The organism is Myroides albus, assembly GCF_024722315.1.
GTDB lineage: Bacteria > Bacteroidota > Bacteroidia > Flavobacteriales > Flavobacteriaceae > Flavobacterium > Flavobacterium album_A.
On the sequence record NZ_CP102754.1, the window covers coordinates 836,146 to 857,335 of the forward strand.

Annotated in this window: 19 protein-coding genes; 6 read left to right on the top strand and 13 right to left on the bottom strand. The window is 34.2% G+C overall.

Features of this window, described 5'->3' with window-relative positions; genetic code table 11:
• Positions 1-13: 13 nt before the first annotated feature.
• From NWE55_RS03890 to NWE55_RS03900, 3 genes are all read right to left on the bottom strand, one after another.
• Positions 14-1,630 carry an IS1182 family transposase gene (locus tag NWE55_RS03890; RefSeq protein ID WP_258204053.1) on the bottom strand — a complete coding sequence of 539 codons (1,617 nt, stop codon included), beginning with the start codon at positions 1,628-1,630 and terminating at the stop codon, positions 14-16.
• 530 nt (positions 1,631-2,160) lie between these two features.
• Positions 2,161-2,553 (bottom strand): nuclear transport factor 2 family protein, encoded by a 393-nt coding sequence (locus NWE55_RS03895; RefSeq protein ID WP_155093407.1) that lies wholly within the window; start codon positions 2,551-2,553, stop codon positions 2,161-2,163.
• 79 nt (positions 2,554-2,632) lie between these two features.
• Positions 2,633-3,151: a Crp/Fnr family transcriptional regulator gene (locus NWE55_RS03900; protein ID WP_155093408.1), complete on the bottom strand. Its 519-nt coding sequence runs from the start codon at positions 3,149-3,151 to the stop codon at positions 2,633-2,635.
• A gap of 175 nt (positions 3,152-3,326) precedes the next feature.
• Between NWE55_RS03900 and NWE55_RS03905 the strand changes: the two genes are divergently transcribed.
• The 3 genes from NWE55_RS03905 to NWE55_RS03915 all read left to right on the top strand — a co-directional run bounded on the left by NWE55_RS03905 (position 3,327) and on the right by NWE55_RS03915 (position 6,123).
• The gene (locus NWE55_RS03905; RefSeq protein WP_258204617.1) at positions 3,327-3,563 is read left to right on the top strand and encodes a hypothetical protein; all 237 of its coding nucleotides are present in this window, start codon (positions 3,327-3,329) and stop codon (positions 3,561-3,563) included.
• 8 nt (positions 3,564-3,571) lie between these two features.
• Positions 3,572-4,828 carry a sodium/proline symporter PutP gene (gene putP / locus NWE55_RS03910; RefSeq protein WP_258204618.1) on the top strand — a complete coding sequence of 419 codons (1,257 nt, stop codon included), beginning with the start codon at positions 3,572-3,574 and terminating at the stop codon, positions 4,826-4,828.
• Positions 4,829-4,947: 119 nt separating this feature from the next.
• Positions 4,948-6,123, top strand: a complete 1,176-nt coding sequence (locus tag NWE55_RS03915; protein WP_155093410.1) for an MFS transporter — start codon at positions 4,948-4,950, stop codon at positions 6,121-6,123.
• Between the two features lie 2 nt (positions 6,124-6,125).
• Here NWE55_RS03915 and NWE55_RS03920 read toward each other — a convergent pair whose 3' ends face one another.
• A complete protein-coding gene (locus tag NWE55_RS03920) occupies positions 6,126-6,716 on the bottom strand; it encodes a uracil-DNA glycosylase family protein (RefSeq protein ID WP_155093411.1) in 591 nt (196 codons plus the stop codon).
• A 13-nt stretch (positions 6,717-6,729) separates the two neighbouring features.
• Positions 6,730-7,506, bottom strand: a complete 777-nt coding sequence (locus tag NWE55_RS03925) for an AraC family transcriptional regulator (RefSeq protein WP_155093412.1) — start codon at positions 7,504-7,506, stop codon at positions 6,730-6,732.
• Positions 7,507-7,590: 84 nt separating this feature from the next.
• Between NWE55_RS03925 and NWE55_RS03930 the strand changes: the two genes are divergently transcribed.
• Complete coding sequence (locus NWE55_RS03930) at positions 7,591-8,724, top strand: Bcr/CflA family efflux MFS transporter (protein ID WP_258204619.1); 1,134 nt, start codon at positions 7,591-7,593, stop codon at positions 8,722-8,724.
• Positions 8,725-8,784: 60 nt separating this feature from the next.
• On the opposite strand, the gene NWE55_RS03935 is transcribed toward NWE55_RS03930, so the two are convergent.
• The 4 genes from NWE55_RS03935 to porV all read right to left on the bottom strand — a co-directional run bounded on the left by NWE55_RS03935 (position 8,785) and on the right by porV (position 12,710).
• Entirely contained in the window at positions 8,785-9,210 is a 426-nt protein-coding gene (locus NWE55_RS03935; RefSeq protein ID WP_155093025.1) for a GNAT family N-acetyltransferase, read from the bottom strand.
• Between the two features lie 155 nt (positions 9,211-9,365).
• Positions 9,366-10,754 (bottom strand): hemolysin family protein, encoded by a 1,389-nt coding sequence (locus tag NWE55_RS03940; RefSeq protein ID WP_155093026.1) that lies wholly within the window; start codon positions 10,752-10,754, stop codon positions 9,366-9,368.
• 246 nt (positions 10,755-11,000) lie between these two features.
• Positions 11,001-11,483 carry a cytidine deaminase gene (locus tag NWE55_RS03945; protein ID WP_155093027.1) on the bottom strand — a complete coding sequence of 161 codons (483 nt, stop codon included), beginning with the start codon at positions 11,481-11,483 and terminating at the stop codon, positions 11,001-11,003.
• Positions 11,484-11,573: 90 nt separating this feature from the next.
• Positions 11,574-12,710: a type IX secretion system outer membrane channel protein PorV gene (porV, locus tag NWE55_RS03950; protein ID WP_258204620.1), complete on the bottom strand. Its 1,137-nt coding sequence runs from the start codon at positions 12,708-12,710 to the stop codon at positions 11,574-11,576.
• Positions 12,711-13,384: 674 nt separating this feature from the next.
• On the opposite strand from porV, the gene gldJ reads away from it, so the two are divergent.
• Positions 13,385-14,905, top strand: a complete 1,521-nt coding sequence (gene gldJ / locus NWE55_RS03955) for a gliding motility lipoprotein GldJ (protein WP_155093029.1) — start codon at positions 13,385-13,387, stop codon at positions 14,903-14,905.
• Positions 14,906-14,963: 58 nt separating this feature from the next.
• Positions 14,964-16,259: a UDP-N-acetylmuramoyl-tripeptide--D-alanyl-D-alanine ligase gene (locus NWE55_RS03960; RefSeq protein WP_155093030.1), complete on the top strand. Its 1,296-nt coding sequence runs from the start codon at positions 14,964-14,966 to the stop codon at positions 16,257-16,259.
• A 35-nt stretch (positions 16,260-16,294) separates the two neighbouring features.
• Here the strand turns inward: NWE55_RS03960 and NWE55_RS03965 are convergent, their stop codons facing one another.
• Genes NWE55_RS03965 through mutL form a run of 4 tightly spaced genes read right to left on the bottom strand, consistent with a single transcriptional unit; the run spans position 16,295 to position 21,119 of the window.
• Positions 16,295-17,329: an endonuclease/exonuclease/phosphatase family protein gene (locus NWE55_RS03965; protein ID WP_155093031.1), complete on the bottom strand. Its 1,035-nt coding sequence runs from the start codon at positions 17,327-17,329 to the stop codon at positions 16,295-16,297.
• A gap of 3 nt (positions 17,330-17,332) precedes the next feature.
• Entirely contained in the window at positions 17,333-18,187 is an 855-nt protein-coding gene (locus NWE55_RS03970) for a rhomboid family intramembrane serine protease (protein ID WP_155093032.1), read from the bottom strand.
• Positions 18,187-18,939, bottom strand: a complete 753-nt coding sequence (locus NWE55_RS03975; protein ID WP_155093042.1) for a rhomboid family intramembrane serine protease — start codon at positions 18,937-18,939, stop codon at positions 18,187-18,189. Before NWE55_RS03975 ends, NWE55_RS03970 begins: the two co-directional genes overlap by 1 nt.
• Complete coding sequence (mutL, locus tag NWE55_RS03980) at positions 18,939-21,119, bottom strand: DNA mismatch repair endonuclease MutL (protein ID WP_155093033.1); 2,181 nt, start codon at positions 21,117-21,119, stop codon at positions 18,939-18,941. Before mutL ends, NWE55_RS03975 begins: the two co-directional genes overlap by 1 nt.
• Positions 21,120-21,190 lie beyond the last annotated feature (71 nt).

A 21,190-nucleotide genomic window follows, 5' to 3' on the forward strand; every position in this document is an offset into this window, starting at 1 on the left:
CTTTTCTCTTAGATTAAAAGTTCTTGCAATTAAAACGAGTTTTAGACTTATAATTTGTCATTTTTCGTTTATCAGTCTCTTTTTTAGGATGAAAATTGTTGTTTAAAGTCGATTTTTCTCTATTCTTAGTAAGTTTTCTTAAATTATGTGCAAGAGCCATCAGTCCAAATTCAATTTCGACCATTTCTAATCCTCTTAGAGTAAACCTAGTAAATTTGTTGTTGCTTTTTAGTTGTCCAAAAACAGCTTCTACTTCTACAGGTCTTTTACTTCTATGATATTTACCGCGTTCAGAGTTGAGTAATTCTCTAATATGTTGTTTTATTTGAACCAATCTATGATTCATAGAGACTGTTCTGTTTTCTGCTGCTTTATTACATAGCTCTTTTAACGAGCATTTCAAGCAGTTAGAAGCTTGATACAGATGTATTTTTGACGCAAAACCAGTGGTGGTGTATTTAGTACTACTTCCAATATTAGGTAGCTTTTCTCCATTTGGACATAAGATGTAATCAAACAATTTATTGTAGTAAAGATTGTGTTGTAGAAAAGGGTTGTTCTTCCAAGCTCTTTTCTGTTCCATATGAAAATAATTAAATTTCACATAGGGCGTTATTTCTCTTTCAAGTAAATACAGATAATTCTCTTCGCTACCATACCCAGCATCTGCTACAACTTCTTTACTTTGTTGTGCATAGGTTTGTTCAAAAGTCTCTAGATGATTGATTAAGGTAGTGGTGTCAGTTGATTTTTGTGCAATAGTATAATGTGTAATAAATTGATTTTCAGTACTTATTTGAGTATTGTAGGCAGGTTTAAGTTGCCCGTTTTTCATGTGATCTTCTTTCATTCGCATAAAAGTAGCATCTGGATCTGTTTTACTATAACTATTTCGAGTACCTAAAGTTTCTAGTTGTTGTTCGTATTTTTGCAAGCGAGGTAAATGCTCGTCTTCTAACTGTTTGAGCTGTTTAGCTGTAGGTTTGGGTAGGTCTGCCCTATGTTTATTTAACTGAGTCACTTTTTCTTTAAGCTCTAAACTATCAATATTTTTGGAACAGTGTTCTTTTGCGAGTTCACTTTGATCCTGTTTGATTTGACCCTCTATTTCTGTGAGAACATCTTGAATTTTTGTTTCTAATTTAGCCTTGTTTTTCTCCACTGAACCACGCCATACAAAGGTGTATCGGTTAGAGCTAGATTCAATTTTTGTTCCATCAATATATTGAACTTGTAAACTAACATATTGTAATTCTTGTAACAGACGAACCACATCTGCAAAAAGCTGATGGATTTGACCTTTCAATCGCTTAGCGCGAAAATAATTAATCGTGCGATGATCAGGCAAGCTATTACCAGATAACCACATAAAATAAATGTTCTCCGTCAAAGCCCGTTCAATCTTACGCGATGAATAAATATTATTGAAATAGGCGTAGAATAAGACTTTTATCATCATACGGGGATGATAACTGGTGGTCCCTCCTCCTTTGTATTGACTTAAAATAGAACTAATATCTAACTCATCAACAACAGCATTGATAAGACGAACAGGATGGTCTAGAGGAATTTTAGAAAAAATATCTTCAGGAAATAGACTCGGCGATTTTAAACTTTCAGATTTGAACATTATATTTGTCTTTCTTATTGTTTGGTTGCACCTTGAAGATAATTATTTTTGAGGACAAACAATGAAAAAACCCCGCCTTTTTTAGACGGGGTTTTGTTTTTTAGGCTTTTTAGACAGCCTCTTACACCTTTATAGTAAACATACGATACCCCATGGATTTGCATAATTATCAAATACTACACAGGTTTACAATACATTATAACCAATAATCACGTTCAATGATAAAAAATGGCACAGTTATTGAAATATTCTTGAAAACTTTTTTTTCATACTACTTTTAGCCCTACATAGCCCCCCATTATGTAGGGCTATTTCTTTTTAGACATGTTAGAGAAGATTGACAACGTTCTAAAAACCTATTGATCAATAGAAGATTGACCACTTTAGAAGATTGTGGCCGTATCTATTCCATTCAAATCTCATTAAAAAAATACAGCTAAGCATTCTGAAAAAACACTACAACAAAATACAATGTGATTCTTCTACTGAATTCTAATCCAGATTATGCATTAGCAAAGTAAAATAGCTTTCTACTCTATTACAGACCCCAGATCCTTACTTGCTATATCTCCCTCTAAATGAAAAGTAAGTTCATCACACAGAATAACCTTTTCATTTCTAAACTTAAAATAAGCAATCACCTTAATCGTACTCACATTGCCATTGGCATCTACGACAGATACCAAATGATTTGTAAACGCCTCATCCCCCTGCTCTACGCATGAGATTATTTTTACTTCAAGAGACTTCGTTTTATTTTTTAGAGCTTTCATGTGTTGACAAAACATTTCATAATCGAGTTTTTTTCCATCAACATATTGCACGTAATCCCTATCAAAATACCTCCCTATAATCTGCTCATCAAAAACAGGATTATCAAGAATGTCTTTAAAGTTTTGTTCAATTAATTGCTTCTTTGTCATAATTATATCTTTTAATATTATACAAGCAAAGTAAAGCACAAACACATTATACTGACGATAACAATTGTTAAGAAATAACTTACCTTCTATTTCTTATTCGACTCAAAGACACTGCTGTGATTCCAAGGTAAGAAGCAATATAATGCTGAGGAACTCGCTGTAATAACTCTGGAGATAAGGTTTGAAGTTGCTTATAGCGCTCTTCTGGCGAATACTTTATACGCGAAAGAAAAAGTCGCTGGTAAGCAAGCATTCGATTGATAATGTAGTCTTGAAATGCAATTTTGAGCGATTGATTATCAGATAAAATACTTTCAAAAACCTCTTTCTCAATCCAATATATTTCTGTTTCTTCGATTGTTTCGACACTATACGCACTTGGTTCTCCTGTCCAAAAACTCTCAAAAGAAGATATTAAACTTCCTTCAAACATAAATTGAAAAGTAACCTCCTCACCGTCTTTGTCTAAAAACATGCGCAAGCCACCCTTTTTAATCAAACCAATGCGATTGGCAATCATCCCTTCTTTTAAAACAATTACTTTACACTTATACGACTCCCTCGAAGATTCAGTAAAAAAAGCTTCTAACATTAACATAAGTAGAATTTTAACATTGTAAAGTTAGTGCACAATGTGATTAAAAATCAAATATTTACATATAAACATTAAAATTAATCACATAAAACCGAGATTTTCATCATTGCAAATCTTGTGAGTTTAGATATTTTTTTAGATATTTTTAACCAATTAAATAATTTAAAAAAACTACAAAATGCTTGAAACATTAGATCCAACAATTATTACCTTCACAATCTATCTCGTCTTAGTATTGGGTATAGGTGTAATTGCCTATTTACGCACAAAAGACTTTTCAGACTATATATTAGGAGGCCGAAGCTTTGGTCCTCTTGTAACCGCTTTATCCGCAGGAGCATCAGACATGTCAGGCTGGTTACTGATGGATTACCAGGAGCGATATTCGCAAAAGGTTTATCACAGAGTTGGATAGCTATCGGCTTGATTATCGGAGCTTATTACAACTGGAAATTAGTAGCGGGAAGATTGCGTATACATACAGAGATTAATAATAATGCCTTAACTCTTCCAGATTTCTTTAACAATCGTTTTGGCAAGGATGGAAGATTGGTAAAAACAGTATCAGCTATAACGATATTAATTTTCTTTACTATATACTGTGCTTCAGGTATGGTAGCTGGAGCAAGACTCTTCGAAACACTATTCCACATGGAATACCTTAATGCTTTATACCTTGGGGCATTAGCAACGATAGCTTATACTTTCATCGGTGGTTTCTTAGCAGTTAGTTGGAGTGATACGATTCAAGCTAGTTTAATGCTGTTCGCTTTGATTCTAACTCCAGTAATGATTATAATGTACATGGGAGGTTGGGATGCTATCACTGCATATACGGCAGAAGCAGCAATTGCAACGAATATATCTTATTCGAGTTTGACTCATAATGTTAGTTTCATCGCTATCATTAGTGCCGCAGCTTGGGGGTTAGGATACTTTGGACAACCACACATCTTAGCGCGATTCATGGCAGCAGATAGCGTAAAAACAATGAAGAATGCAAGACGCATAGGAATGTCTTGGATGATTCTGTGCTTAGGTGGAGCAGTAACAATTGGTTACCTTGGTATTAGTTATTACTACAAACATACTGATATAGCTGCTGTAGTTACTAAAGATAACGAAATGATTTTTATAGAGTTAATCAAACAACTATTTAGTCCATGGGTAGTTGGTATTCTATTATCGGCAATCTTAGCAGCTGTGATGAGTACGCTAAGTGCTCAACTACTTATGTCTTCAAGTACGCTAACTCAAGACTTCTACAAAGCTTATTTCAGAAGAAGTGCAAGTCAAAAAGAACTTGTATGGACAGGAAGATTTGCTGTTTTATTAATTGCTTTAATTGCCATTTTTATTGCCTACGATCCTGATAGCAAAATATTAGCATTAGTATCACATGCTTGGGCTGGCTTTGGAGCTGCCTTTGGTCCAGCTATACTATTTACCTTATTTTGGCGAAAAACTACTGGTATGGGAGCTTTTGCTGGTGTATTAGTTGGAGCAGTTACGGTTATCTTATGGCCTATTTTATTTGGAAACACTTTATACGAAATTATACCAGGTTTTATTTTTAGTTCAATCGCTATTTATTTAACCTCTAATTACGGCAAAAAGGCACCTGCTGAAATGTTAGAGAAATTTGACACAGCAGACGCTATTTACCACAAGGAAAAGTAATTTTCTTATTATATTTCTCAAAACAGTAAGAGACTCTAAATTAGAGTCTCTTATTTTGTTTCATGCATTTTGTACAAGCAAGACAAAAACATACCTTTGCACCTCTGTACAAAAAGATTATGACTACTAAAGAACAACACCCTATATACAATAGACATTTTATTCTTGTTTGCTTAAGTTCACTCTTGTTTTCAGCAAGTTTCAACATGCTTATTCCTGAATTACCTGAATATCTTTCTAATTTAGGAGGAGCGGAATACAAAGGCTTAATTATTGGATTATTCACCATTACGGCTGGTATATCAAGGCCTTTTAGTGGTAAACTGACAGATAAAATAGGTAGAGTACCCATCATGGCTATTGGTTCTATCGTTTGTTTTATATGTAGTATGTTATACCCTATTCTAACAACTGTATCTGGTTTCTTATTTTTAAGGTTACTACATGGTTTTTCGACTGGTTTTAAACCTACTGCAACTGCAGCTTATGTAGCGGATATAGTCCCAAGAGAACGATGGGGTGAAGCTTTGGGATTACACGGAATTTCTTTTAGTACAGGTATGGCAATTGGTCCAGCAATCGGAAGCACAATCAAATTATATACTTCCATTGACTTTCTCTTTTATAGCTCTGCATTATTTGCTTTGTTGTCGATTTTGATTCTTTTAAATATGAAAGAAACCTTGCCTAAAAAAGAGAAGTTTTCCTTTTCACTTTTAAAAATGTCAAAACAAGATATCTTTGATATGGCTGTCTTCCCTGCTGCTTTAGTGACTTGTCTTTCCTATATAGCCTATGGAGTAATACTTACCTTAATTCCCGATTGGACAGAGCATTTGGGCCTTCAGAATAAGGGTATCTTCTTTATGATTTTCACACTCTCATCTTTGTTAGTGCGATTTGTTGCAGGTAAAGTGTCTGACAAGTACGGCAGAGTCTTGATTATTAATATTGGCTTAGTACTGCTTATAGTATCCTTGATCTGTATAGGTTTCCTTGAGAATGTTACAGGTTTATACACTGGGGCATTTATTTATGGTATTTCATTAGGTATATTATCTCCAGCTTTAAATGCTTGGACTATTGACTTTAGTAAACCAGATCAGCGTGGTAGAGCAGTTTCAACTATGTATATCGCCTTAGAGATAGGTGTTGGTGGAGGTGCATTTGCTGCTGGTTGGTACTATAAAGATATCATTAGCAATATTCCAATTATTATGTATTTGAGTGCTGGTATTATAGTCATTAGCTTACTCTATATGCTTTTGAGAAATAAGCTTCAGTTTAGCAATTAAGCTTAATTACCTTCGCTTTTACCTAAAATTATATCCACTTGGTGACGAAGTACAGGAACTACTTCATCTTCAAACCATTTGTTCTTTGCCTTCCAAATATTATTTCTTGGAGAAGGATGAGGCAATGGAAAATACGTTGGTAAATAATCGTGAAAATGATACACGTTCTCAGTTAAATTGCGAGAGCTATTCAGGTAGTAGTTTTGCGCATATTGCCCTACTAACAAAATCAATTTAGTTGACTTTAATTCGGTTAAAAGAAGAGGGTGCCAAGTAGGAGCACATACTTTCTTTGGAGGTAAATCCCCATTTTTTCCCTTACCAGGATAACAAAATCCCATAGGTATGATTGAGAAATTAGAAGTATTATAAAACTCGTCTTCCGTTACGCCTAACCATTTTCTCAATTGTTCACCACTTTTATCCTTAAAAGGTATCCCTGAATTGTGAACTTTCAAACCAGGTGCTTGTCCGATAATAATTATTTTTGAATCTACAGCAGACAGGACAATAGGATTAGCACCTAAAGGCAATTCGTCCTCGCAGATTTTACATTCTCTAATTCGACATAACAGCGTTTTAAAATCTTCCATAATCAATAGTCTTTTAAATTTCAGTCATATACTTCAAAGGCGTTTTCCCTGTATGCTTTTTAAAAAAATCTATAAAAGCACTATCAGAAGAAAACTGCAAAGCAAAAGCTACTTCGCTAATGCTCTTTCTCTCCGCTAACAATTCAATTGATCGAAATAGCCTCCACTGTAATCTCCAATCTTGGTAATTCATCCCTGTTTCCTTTTTGAATATACGGGAAATTGTTTTTTCACTTGCACCAACACTATTGGCTAATACACTCAAAAAAGGGGGAAGTTCCTTGTGTAGGACATACTTTTCTATTTGTGATTTAAGGCGATAATCTTCAGGGATTTTCAAAGTAAAGTCCTCGCTTTTTGCAAGTTCAAGTTCATCCCAAAATACCGACAACAAATTCTCTTGGCGCTGATCATAGGAAGTAAATTTCCAAAAACATATACGTTCAATAAGCTCCCGCAAGAGTGGATTCACGGCTATAACCTTTAGTCCTGAGTCAAGCTTATTAAAGTACTCACTTCGAATGTAAATTGAACGATAATCTACGACATTTCTAAAGGTAACCCTGTGTTTTACTGTTGGGGGAATGAACATCAATCTCGAAGGTGGCAAGATAACCTGTCTATCATCTGTTGTTAAAGTCATACACCCACTCGGAGCATAGAGTATCTGATAGTGGTGGTCATGATGGTGATAACCACTATCGTGCAAAACGAGATTCGATGCAATACCAACAACTGGTAAATCTATATCTTCTGCTTTAAAGTAATCAGTAGGTTCTAAGTAAGCCATTGTCCGATTATTATTATTTCTTGTATTTCTTATGTTATAAAGTTAGTCATTCTTTAAAGGATATTTGCAGAAAATTTATAAACAATGAAAACTAAATTAAGCATTGGCTTCATGATTGTACTTATGATGTTTCCGCAATTCGTTGAAACAATCTATAGCCCTGCGTTGCCGAGTCTTGCGGAATCGTTTAATATAACAGAAACTACAACCTTACTAACTATAAGTCTTTATTTCATAGCATTTGCGATTGGAGTAATATTCTGGGGAATTCAAAGTGATTATTTAGGAAGAAGAAAAGCGATGATATATGGATTGCTCACTTATTTTACAGCCTCTATTATCGCATTAATAGCTCCAAACTTTGAGGTTATTCTAATGGCCAGATTCTTAGCCGCTTTTGGAATTGCGGTGGGGTCAGTAGTTACCCAGACCATGATGAGAGATTGTTACACAGGAAAAGATTTAGCTAAAGTTTTTTCAATTATGGGAGTTGCTTTATCAGTTAGCCCTGTAATTGGACTACTCATAGGAGGGTTAACCTCGAAACACTTTGGCTATATGGGAGTATTCTCCCTATTAGCAATACTTTCGATACTATTAGTTAGCAAAGCTTTTGTAAGCTTACCTGAAACAAAACAAAACACAGATAAAGCAACGCTAAAAAACACATTGGAAGTAGCAAAGAGATTGTATAGTGATGCAACAATATGGAAATATGCCTTATTAGTAATGTCATATAATGTTTTACTATTTAGCTACTATTCATTTGCTCCCTTTATTTTTGAAAAGGCAGGCTATGATTCAACAATATACGGATATAGCGGTATAGTCTTAGCTATGGGTTCATTTATAGGAAGCTACATAAACAAAAAGGCAATTGAAAAAGGATATACATCCCTACAAATGATGAAATACGCCTCTATTATAGCTATAGCAAATGCAGGAATACTCTTTAGTATACAGAATACAATGTTCTTCTTATTGCCAATGCTACTCATAGTTGCTTCATTTGGAATTGCAATACCAAATATTTTAAGCCAAGCCTTAGCTAACTATAAAACGTCTATTGGAACTGCTGGTGCGTTATTTGGTCTACTCTATTATTTGCTAATTGGTACAGGATTATATATCAGTAGTATTCTTCCAACATTAGCCATCGTACTTGTATTATTCTCAGTAATAGCAGTGCTAACAACATTTACATTAAAGAAACAATAAGAAAAAGAGGAAGTATTTCCTCTTTTTTGTTTTTATAATACTGGGATTAGAAAACGAAATTCACTCTTTACTCCTTTTAACATATCCCATTCCTCTGGACGCTGGCCAGACTTCTTTAAAGTCATACTGCGTATATAGCTTGTAAGCTTCTCCATCCGCAATAAGGTTAACGTAACAAGAATCAGGAAGGTTACTTTTGATAAACACATCTAATTGGTGCATAATCACCTTTCCTAACCCCTTGCCTTGATGTGTAGGATGAACGCAAATATCAACAACTTGACAATGACAACCGCCATCTCCTACCAGTCGTCCCATCCCGATCACTTTATCATTATCTTCTGTATCGAGGATAACAACACTACACAGTGAGTTTGCCAACCCAATAGTTGCAGCCATCAAAGTTTTTGAAGACAACCCACACACCACTCTCAAATTTATATAATCATTAGCATCGGGAGTTTCATATTCTGCTTTATATCTCATCTCTAATCTATTTACTTGTTATAACAAAGATAGAAGTACCTTTAATATATCACAACAATCAAGAATAAGTTGCTATAATTAAGAGCATTATTTATACAAAAAGAGCATTAAGTAATTCAACCTAATGCTCTTTTAAATTATATTATTGACCTCAATTAAGAATCAGATTTGTCTGTGTCGTGACTCTTTAAACTCAATTGAATTTTTTCTACTGAGTTTCTGTACATTTTCAAAATGACACCTTGATAATCTTCTAAATCAATTGTATCGTTAACTTGGAACTCTTGGTCAGGATAGACCTCACCTAATAACCCCGCTAAAGTATCATAATGTTCACTCTCCTCAAATTTATAAGGAAGCAATCTGTTAATATCGGAGATATTGTAATGGGCTTGTACTAAGTATATACCCTCACCTGTTGTTTCTACTACAGGTTCCTCATTATCGTATTCATCTTGGATTTCACCAACTAATTCTTCCAAGATATCTTCCATTGTAACAATCCCAGTGAACTCTCCTACCTCATTGGTAGCAATAGCCATCTGAAGATGCTTTGCTTGGAATTGTTTAAGCACATTTTTAATCAATGCATTTTCGGAAATATAGATTGGTTCACGAAGTAAAGTTGCAATATCAGCTTTACCAGGATCTGTCATCATCGCTTTCATTAAATCCTTCGTGTAAATAACCCCCTTAATATTATCTAGCGAATCGTCAAATACAGGGTATCTTGAATAACCTTCATTAATGGCGTATTCAATAGCATCTTTTACAGAAGTCTCTATATCAATAGCTGAAACATTCTTTCTTAAAGTTTGAATATTGTTTACTCTCCTATCGTCAAAGTCAAACACATTTTGAATAAGTACTCTCTCTGTTTCCTCAATAGCTCCTCCTTCTTGACTTTCTGTAATAATCATTTTTAGTTCCTCCTCTGTGTGAATATCAGATCCATGAATAGGTGTAATTCCAAACAATCTAAGGATACCATTAGCTAAACCATTCATTAACCAAATAACAGGTCTAAAAACAAAATAGAAAATACGCAGAGGCAAAGCAACAGTAAAAGTTGTTTTTGTCGGAAAGTGAATAGCCATAGATTTAGGCGCTAACTCTCCAAAAACAATATGAAGGATAGTAATAATAGCAAATGCTAAAGGGAAGGAAATACTTTTAGCCAAAGTTGCATACTCTGGTCCAGTCATTCCAACTAATTCAAATACTTTTAAAATGACAGGAGTTAAAGAACTTTCTCCTACCCACCCTAATCCTAAAGAAGCAAGAGTAATTCCTAACTGAGTAGCAGCTAAATAGGCATCTAAATTCCCAACAATGCCTTTTGCAATACCTGCGACTTTAGAATTTAACTCTTGATGAACTTCAATTTGAGAAGTACGAACTTTCACAATAGCAAACTCTGCTGCTACGAAAAAACCGTTTAATAAAACTAAAAAAAGCGTAAGTAACAATTTACTTACAGAAATCTCATTGTCCACAATGCCAGCGCTAGCTAACATTGTGATGATCTGGGGGTATGTATCCATTTTTAAAATTCGAAAAGCCCACTTGTTAATGTCTTTTTAGGGGCCCTAAATAACCTTCTTTAAAGCATAAGCTATTTAGTAAGTCAAATGTAATAATTAATTCTGTATAATGTAAAAAAAGCAATGGCATTTTTTTTCAGATATAGAAGATACAGCCCTAATACAAAAGATTAGAGCTTAAAGTATATTAAATAATTAGCAAAAAAAAACTTATATACTAATTTAATTAGCATATAAGTAATTTCATTACATCGAATCTTTATCGAAATGGAATGGTAAAATATTAATGAGGGAAGGAGAATATCTCACTACTCCCTCTGCTCCCATAAAGAACATTTCTATAGGTTCTTTCTGTTTAGTTTCATATTCTAAAATACTCTGTCTACAAGCACCGCAAGGAGGAATAGGTTGGTCTGTCACTTTCAAATCAGACGATGCAGAAATAGCTAATTTTAATATTCTCTTACCTGGATGGATTGCATTTGCATAAAAAATAGCTGTGCGTTCTGCACATAAACCAGAAGGATAAGCAGCATTTTCTTGATTAGATCCTTGTACAATTGTGCCATCTTCTAAAAGCAAAGCGGCTCCCACTTTAAACTTAGAATACGGAGCGTACGCAGTTTTTCTAATTTCAATGGCTTTCTCCATTAAATTTCTGTCTTGCTCGTTTAACTCTTCTTTCGAATCATACTCCAGAAAAGTTGCTACAATTTCAACCTTTTTCATAAAAATATACTTGACTATATTAGACAAAAAAATCCAAACACAATGAACTTATTGTTGTTTGGATTGTATATACAAATATATCTATTTTTTTTAACCTTTTGGATAAGTTTTTCTACCTAAATCAAAAGTTAATGAAAAACGCAGTGTATTCTCTAAAGGATTATTAACTGATGACGTTGAAAACAAATATGATAAATCTACTGTAACCATATTGTATTTAAAACCTGCTCCTACTGTCGCAAACTGTCGAGCTCCTTTATCTTTACTTTCGTGGAAATAACCAGTTCGAAAAGCAAAGCGGTTATCGTACCAATACTCAGCTCCCATCGACCACATAACTTCTTTCATTTCTTCACTAAATCCATCTGGTGCATCTCCAAATGATTTAAAAACTCCCTTAAACCATCCGATTTCATTATAATCTCGTTTAGCTTCTTCGTCAAAAGCATTACGAGGAGGCGTAGGAACTAATAGTTTACTAACCTCTCCAGTAAGCGTAAGTGTATTATAAGAGTCGATGATAAAATCAAACCCTCCACCTAATTTTAATGTTGCAGGAATAAAAGAACCATTTGGTAAATCATCGTACTCAATCTTTGGTCCCAAATTTTGAATATTAAAACCAGCTCTCCAACGCCCATCAAAATTTGCAAACTGCATCACTCGAGACTCGTAGAAACCAGACACATCAACTGCGAAAGTACTCGCATTTGAATTACCTCCAACTTCATCAGGATATTTTAAATTTGAATTGATAAATCGACCAGCAACAGCCATCGAAAAATTGTCACTTAACTTCAAAGAATAAGAAACATCTATTGCAAATTCGTTAGGTTTACGATTAACTGGCATATCATCCATTTGTTGACGCATCTCAATATCTCCCATACCAAAATAACGCAAACTCGCTCCTACAGCACTTCGTTCATTATACTTATTGTAATATGTTAATTGCCCAAGTGACATTCCACTTGCAATTTTAGACATATAAGGAGTATAACTCATAGAAAAGGCTTGACTTTGTTCTGCAAAAGCATACTTTGCAGGGTTGTGTTGTTGAGAATAAGCATCAACAGAAGTTCCAACCCCCATATCTCCCATACCTGCTGATCGAGCATCGCTATTGATTGTTAAAAAAGGAACTCCGACTACGATTGGTCGGATATCTTGAGCTAACATATATTGACTCACTAAGCCAGCTAACAATATAAATGATATTTTTTTCATACACTTTTTAATAATGAACAGTACAAATATAATTTTTTTTACAAGATTTCAAATATTACTGTTTTCAGAAATCTCTTATTTCTTAATCATTTACTAATATTTTTAGTTTTAATTAACAAAAGACAAATCATTACTCACTTAATTATCACAACATAATAAACTTTAAATCCAATAAGTATAAATTTCTTTGTTTTTTCAACAAAATAATCAAGTAATTGTTAATTTATAAAAAACTAAATCTTTCAAAAACTTTAAATCGCATATTCGCAACTTTTTCTACCAAGTCTACCTTCTAACAAAACATAGAGATTACAGAGAAATGAAGCTTTAAATAAAATCCTTGTAGAAATGTAAATTGATTCTACCCAAAAGTATTAAAAAATCAAACACATTACTTTAAATATTAATATGTCTTACAAATGTAAAGCAATTGTGCAATAAGGCACTAATTAAGATTTTTTTCATATATATTTGCAGTAAAATTGCTAAAGAGTACTTAAAAAATATTTTACCTTTATACAAACAATAGATAACAATTATTATCGTTATATAGCTAATATGTTATAACAACAAACATTTTTAACTTTAAACATTTAAGTTAATCAAAGATATAGCATTGCCAATTAAACGTTAATTAATAAATTGCGTAGAATTTTATGTCCATGATAAATAAGATGAAGATTAATAAACTTTTAAATTTCCAATTATTTGCAAGCTTTCTTTTAGCAGCAAGTTTAACAAGTTGTGGTAATTCCAACAATAATGTATCAACAGCTACTGGGTGGAAAATAAATGATTCTAAAGGTGGGTTTCAATACAATACCAAGTATGTCCAAAAAACTCCCAATGGTATGGTACCCGTAGAAGGGGGAACATTTACAATGGGACGAGTACAAGATGACATCATGGCGGATTGGAACAACAATCCAAAACAAATGTATGTGCAATCTTTTTACATGGATGAAACAGAAACAACTAATATCATGTACAATGAGTATTTATATTGGTTGAGTACGGTTTACCCACAGAACAACGAAATTTATCAAGAGATATATAAAAGCGCACTTCCAGATACGACCGTTTGGAGAAGCCCGTCTGGTTTTAACGAAACACTTATCATGTCTTATTTACGTCACCCTGCTTATGCTAACTACCCTGTCGTTGGGGTTACTTGGCTACAAGCAACGGATTATGCGAAATGGAGAACGGATCGTGTCAATGAATTAAAATTAGAACAAGCTGGCTTCTTAAAAAAAGATGCCAAAGTTAGTGAGGCCTATGGAGATGCACATTTTAGTACTGAAGCGTATTTGCAAAATCCAGAATCTGTTTATGGAGGAAATAGCGATATTGTCTATAAAGGTAAAAACAATAAGTCAGCTGAAGGTGAACGCAACTTATACGCTTCGCAAAACTATGGTTTATTTACTGCTCAATATAGACTTCCAACCGAAGCTGAATGGGAATATGCAGCTATTGGATTAGTTGGAAACAGAGAATACAACAACTATAAAGGCAAAGGCAAATACCCTTGGGATAAAGCTAATAATAAACGAAAAAGAGGCAAACCACAAGTCTTAAATACCAAATATGCTAACTACAAACAAAGTAGAGGTGATTACGGAGGTATTGCGGGTTGGTCAACAGATAATGGAGATATAACAACACCAGTTAAATCATTCCCTGCTAATGACTTTGGACTATACGATATGGCTGGTAACGTTGCCGAATGGGTTGCCGATATATACGATCCTCGCTTGGATCAAGAAGAGGCTGACTTCAATTTCTTCAAGGGCAATGTATACTACAAAAACCAAATTGGACCTGATGGTAAAGTTGTCATAGTGACTGATCAAACAGTTAAATTTGACACCCTCTCAACTGGTAAATTAAGAGTGAGAAATCTTCCAGGACAAGTAGCTCAAGAAGAATTTGATGACTCAACTCTAAAGACAAACCCATACACAGGAATTGTCAATAAAGTTGACCAATTGCCAAAAGCGGATAAAGCTGCAAATTTATATGACACCAAATCACGTGTAATTAAAGGTGGTTCATGGAAAGATAGAGCATATTGGTTAGATCCAGCTACGAGAAGATATTACCCAGAAGATCAAGCTTCTGATTATATCGGTTTCCGTTTAGTAATGACTAAAGTTGGACCTAAATCAACAAAAAGAAAAACGAAAAATTAAGTTTTATTGATATAAGAAAAGCCCTAAATAATTAGGGCTTTTTTTTTACTTTTGTCCTATGGAAATAGCAGAATTATACCAGTGTTTTTTACAATGCGATGGCATTTCTACAGATACGAGAAACGTACATCCTAACTCTTTATTCTTTGCCTTAAAAGGAGAGAAATTTGATGCAAATGAATTTGCTCAAGAAGCACTTACTAAAGGTGCTGCATTTGTGGTAATGGACAATAAGAAGCTTATCACAGATGAAAAGAAAATGCTATACGTCCCAAATGCATTGGGGGCCTTGCAACAATTGGCTAAATACCACAGAAGTCAAATTGGCTTGCCTATTATTGCTCTAACGGGTAGCAATGGAAAAACAACAACAAAAGAACTAATAACAACAGTTCTATCTAAAAAATACAATGTAACAGCAACAAAAGGCAACCTCAACAATCACATTGGCGTACCATTAACCTTATTATCCTTTACAGAAGAAACTGATTTAGGAATCGTTGAAATGGGAGCTAATCACAAAGAAGAAATAGCTTTCCTCTGTGAATTAGTCGATCCTGATTTTGGGTATATTACTAATTTTGGCAAGGCTCATTTAGAAGGTTTTGGCGGTTTCGAAGGAGTGATTAAAGCCAAGAGCGAGCTATATGATTACCTACAAGATTACCACAAAACTGCCTTTGTAAATCTTGATGACCCAAGACAAGATGCAAAAACATTAACCTTTAGTCGATACACTTTTGCTGTAGAGCAAGAGGCTGATGTACATTTTGATGAATACAATGCTCAACCAAATGCGAGTGTTAAGATAAATGGATTGACAATATCTTCAAATCTAACAGGTTTGTATAACACTACTAATATTGCAGCCGCAGTTACTATAGGTCAGTTCTTTAATGTGCCTACTGAAGATATTAAGCAGGCTATTGAAGAATACACCCCCAATAATAACCGTTCACAATGGATTACAATAGGAACATCACAAATTCTTTTAGATGCGTATAATGCAAATCCAAGTAGTATGGAAGTAGCTATAAACAACTTTAAGCAACTAAACTCAAAACAACCTAAAATTCTTATTTTAGGTGATATGTTTGAATTAGGTTCAGATAGTTTGAAAGAACACAATAAGATAGTAGAAGATTTACACAATGAAGGTGTAACAGCATATTTCATAGGGCAAAACTTTTACAAGTGTAAAAACTCAGCTACAGATTCTCTATTCTTTTTCGAGAACTTTGACAATTTCAAGGAATACTCAGCTAAGGAGAAGCAACTTTTCGAAAACTCTTTAGTGCTTATAAAAGGATCAAGGGGTATGGCATTAGAAAGAATCTTAGATATGATCAAATAAAAAAATAAGGCGTTCTTTGTGAACGCCTTATTTTTTTACTCAGAAACTTTCAATCTGGTAACCAAAGGAAAGTGGTCTGAATTATAAAATTCACTATATGTCTTAAACTCTTTTACTTCTATGCGATTATCCACAAATACATAATCTATTCGCATAGGGAAATAATCAAAATCAAAGGTCTTCCCAAAACCGTGTCCTGCCTCGATAAAAGCATCCTTCAGATCTCCTTTTACATTTCTATATACATACGAATAAGCGCTGTTATTCATATCACCACAGATAATCTTGGGATGATTAGCATCGTTCATATGTGATCGAACTAATTCAGATTGTAATTGCTGCTCTGCAAATGCCTTAGACATACGATCAAGATTGCGCTTAGAACTTTTCTCATCCATCATCTCGTGTATATCAGGTTTAATACTGAAAGACTGAAGGTGAATACTATATACTCGAACGGTATCATTCTTTACTAAGATATCAGCAAAGACAACATTGTTATTCGAATTATTAGGTAAGCGAATTTCCCCCTTATCTATAATTCTGTATTTCGAGAATATGGCTTGTCCAGTCTTTATCTTATTTCCATGAGATACGATATAGCGATAAGGATATTGATTAAATTTTAGAGAAGTATTCTTTGAAAATTCTTGTAAACACAAAACATCTGGATCATGTAGATCGATAAACTCTTTAATATTCTCTGGTATACTATCTGATTCAATCCACTTGAACAAATTAAAAAGCCTAACGTTATAGCTCATTAAGGTAAAGTCGCCGCCTTCCCCAGCTGTCGCTTTACCAGAGAACTTATAGAATTTATTAATGAATGTAATTCCCAAAAGCAATATGACAATTGCCAACCACACTTGCTTCTTAAACTGAATTCCCCAATAAAAAACAAAGATGAGATTAACAATTAACAAGCCAGGTAAAAACAACGTAAATACACTTAGAACAGGAAATAACTTAGGAGCTAAAAAAGGCAAGAAATAACCAACCAATGTAATAATTGCCACTATTACATTGATACAAAAAACAACTTTATTAAACCACGAAAGGTTTTTCATATCTTATTCTTTACCTGCTTTGAATAAAAAGCTTTTTTCTTCTTTTGTCAAGCTTTCATATCCCGATTTACTAATCTTGTCTAAGATAGCATCAATTTTTTGTTGAACATCGGCATTCGTATCATTCTTAACTGATTTCTCTTTGTTCTTATTTACGTAAACCTTTTTAAACTTTGTTCCTTGTTTTTTTCGAAAAAGGTTAACCACATTATCAAATATAGCACTTAAATCTGTACCCCTTTTCAACATAATTGCATATACAGCACCTATACCAGCTCCACCTAAATGTGCCAAATGCCCTCCAACATTACTACTACCCATGAGTTGCAAAACATCTATTAGAACAATAAAGGCCGCTATATACCAAATTTTCACTGTCCCTATCAGCAATAATCTAACCTCCATATGAGGATTAAATGTAACTAAAGCTAACAAGGGAGCAATAATAGCTGCTGAAGCACCAACTAAGACGTTTCCAGCATGTACAAATATTAATCCAAATAAGCAGAAGAACAGTCCTCCGACTAAAGCACCTAATAAATAGGTAGTTACAAATTGTTTTTGACTAAAAAAAGTAGCGAACAATTGATTTACAAAATACAATAAAATCATATTCAGTATCAAATGTACAATTCCTGCATGTATAAAAGAATAAGTAAGTAATGTCCAAGGCTTAAAAAGTAGGCCTTTGACATCATCAGTCAATACAAACCAATAAAATACTTTGTTATATACTTCAGGAAACAGACCTTGAAATACAAAAAACACAAGAGAAACACCAATATTCCAGAAGATTAACTTCTGGGCTATTCCTCCCTTCTTATAACTATTCTTTAAGTCATCTAACACATTTGCCATTATCTATCCCAACGATTCTTATTAAATTGTGTATTCCTCCAATAAATCATCAGCAAATATCCCATTAAAGCACCTCCGATATGAGCAAAATGAGCTATTCCTCCTCCTCCTCCAAAAAGGCTAAATCCGCCTGCAACACCACCGTATAAGTCTAAAAGTAATATTCCTGGAACAAAATACTTCGCTTTCACAGGCACAGGTACGAACATCATCATCAATTCAGCATTGGGAAACATAAATGCAAAAGCAACTAACAAACCATAAATGGCACCTGACGCTCCTACAACAGGCGTATTATAAGCAGATAAAAGATTAATCAATTCATTCCTACCTAATACTGACTCCCAGCTAATACCAACCTTTCCTTCATACAGTAAACCGACTATTTCACTTCTATCAAGTCCCGCATCAACTAAAGCTGAGATACCTGATTGAACTGTATAATAATTTACACCAGTGTGCAAAGCTGCAGCACCTAAACCACATAACAAATAAAAAAGCAAGAATTTCTTACCTCCCCATATCGCCTCCAATGTTGTACCAAACGAAAATAAAGCAAACATATTAAAGAAAATATGCATGACACTACCGTGCATAAACATATGCGAAATAGGTTGCCAAATGTAAAACTTAGAGCTTTCAAAAAAATACATTGGCAATATTTGATTCATCGCTGGAACCACTAAGTTCGCTGCAACGAAAAAAATGATATTAATTATAAGTAAGTGCTTTACTGTATCTGTAATTCTCATCATAAACTAAATTTTTTTTCAATATCTTCTACTTTCATAGTAATAAAAGTAGGTTTTCTAAATGGTGAAACATCGGGTTCTTTGCAAGCAAACAATGTATTCACAATATTCTCTTGTTCTTCTTCTGTTAATGTTGTTCCTGTTTTCACAGCCAAACTGTGTGCCAAAGATTTTGCTATGCGATCTCCTTGACTAAATTTCGTCTGTGGAATACCTTCATTAAAATCAGTAATCAAGTCTTCCAAGACAATTGATGCTTCACTTTCCGCTACATTAACTGGTAAACCAGAAATCACTACAAAGTCACTTCCCATTTCTTCAAATCCAAAACCAGTTTGTTTCAACAAATCTTGTAATTCTTTCAAAATAGCAACTTCATAAGGCGTATAATAAAGCGTCAAAGGAAATAGCAATTGCTGCGTAGCCGCACGGTGATCTGTGATATCACTTAAAAACTTCTCGTATAATATTCGCTGATGTGCTCTTCCTTGATCGATGACTACTAATCCCGATTTGATAGGACTTACAATATACTTGCGATTGATTTGAAACGTACGCGAAGTAGAACTTGTTTCTTTGCTTTTATCGAACAAAGTAGACTCAACAACTTCAGTCTCAAAGTGTAAATTAGATACATCTAAGTCCTTTCCTTCAGAGTACAACCCCTCGTAAAAACTATTCCATTCCTTACCACTTCCCTTTGCATTTCGGTTATCTTCTTTTCTCGTACCTGCAGTAGATCGAGATTTAGCAAAGTTGACATCATTACCTTTTGAAGCAATATAACCAGTATCCGTAGTACTTTTCTCGAAATCAATATGGTTATTGTAGTCATCGTGTAGTGAAAACTCGTCATTGCTCTTAGATCCGAAAGTCATGGTATCAGATGCAAACTCCTTGCTCTCTAAAATAATTTCCCCTGTATCTAAATCAACGTACTCTTGTTGTTCTTCATCCTCCAATGCTGTCATTTTTGACTCGATAACACCTGAATCACTATCAGACTCCTCTTGCATAAATGGATTCTCAAACGGATTATATTCAAACTTATCTGATTCTCCATACTCATTTCTCGAAAATGGATTAAAGTTTCTATCCACTTCTATCGTTGGAGTAGAAGCTTCTGTTCCTTCATAGTCATAAGGCGTATCAAAAGTAGAATCTCTTTGAAAATCCAACACAGGAGCGACATTAAACTGTCCCAAGCTATGCTTGATAGTAGATCTCAAAATACTATATAAAGCTTGCTCGTCATCAAACTTAACTTCCGTTTTGGTAGGATGAATATTAATATCTATAGAATCCGTAGGAACTTTTAAATAGATAAAATAAGTAGGATGTGTACCTTCTTTCAGCAATCCTTCATAAGCGGCTAATACAGCGTGGTGAAGATAACCACTCTTTACAAATCGATCATTGACAAAAAAGAACTGCTCTCCCCTACTTTTCTTAGCAAACTCAGGTTTTCCAACAAATCCACTTATTTCAACAATCTCAGTAGCTTCTTTAATAGGGACTAACTTTTCATTCGTTCTACTACCAAAAACGCTAACTATACGCTGACGCAAATTAGCAGGGGGCAGATTGTAAACTTCATTTCCGTTGTGAATTAGCACAAAGTGAATATCACTGTGCACTAAGACAATGCGCTCAAATTCATCTACAATATTTCTAAACTCAACGTTTGTTGACTTCAAAAAGTTGCGACGAGCTGGAATATTAAAAAATAAGTTTTTTACAGAAAAAGATGTTCCTACAGGTGTAACCGCAACCTCTTGCGAAACAAGTTTGGTTCCTTCAATAACAATATGAGTTCCCAATTCTGCATCAACTGCCCTTGTTTTCAACTCAACATGAGCAATAGCCGCAATAGAAGCTAATGCCTCACCTCTAAAGCCTTTTGTTCTCAATGCAAACAAATCTTCAGCAGATGAAATTTTAGAAGTTGCATGTCGTTCAAATGCCATTCGAGCATCTGTATCAGACATTCCCTTTCCATTGTCAATAACCTGTATAAGTGTCTTACCAGCTTCCTTTAATACTAATTTTATTTCTGTCGCACCCGCATCTACCGAATTTTCAACCAATTCTTTCACAACAGAAGCTGGTCGCTGAACGACTTCCCCTGCTGCAATTTGGTTAGCTACGTGGTCTGGCAGTAATCTAATTATATTTGACATCTACTTTTATTAGGTTCTTTTAGTTTGTTTAGTTGTGATTTTAAAAAAAAAATCGAAACACAAATTTAATA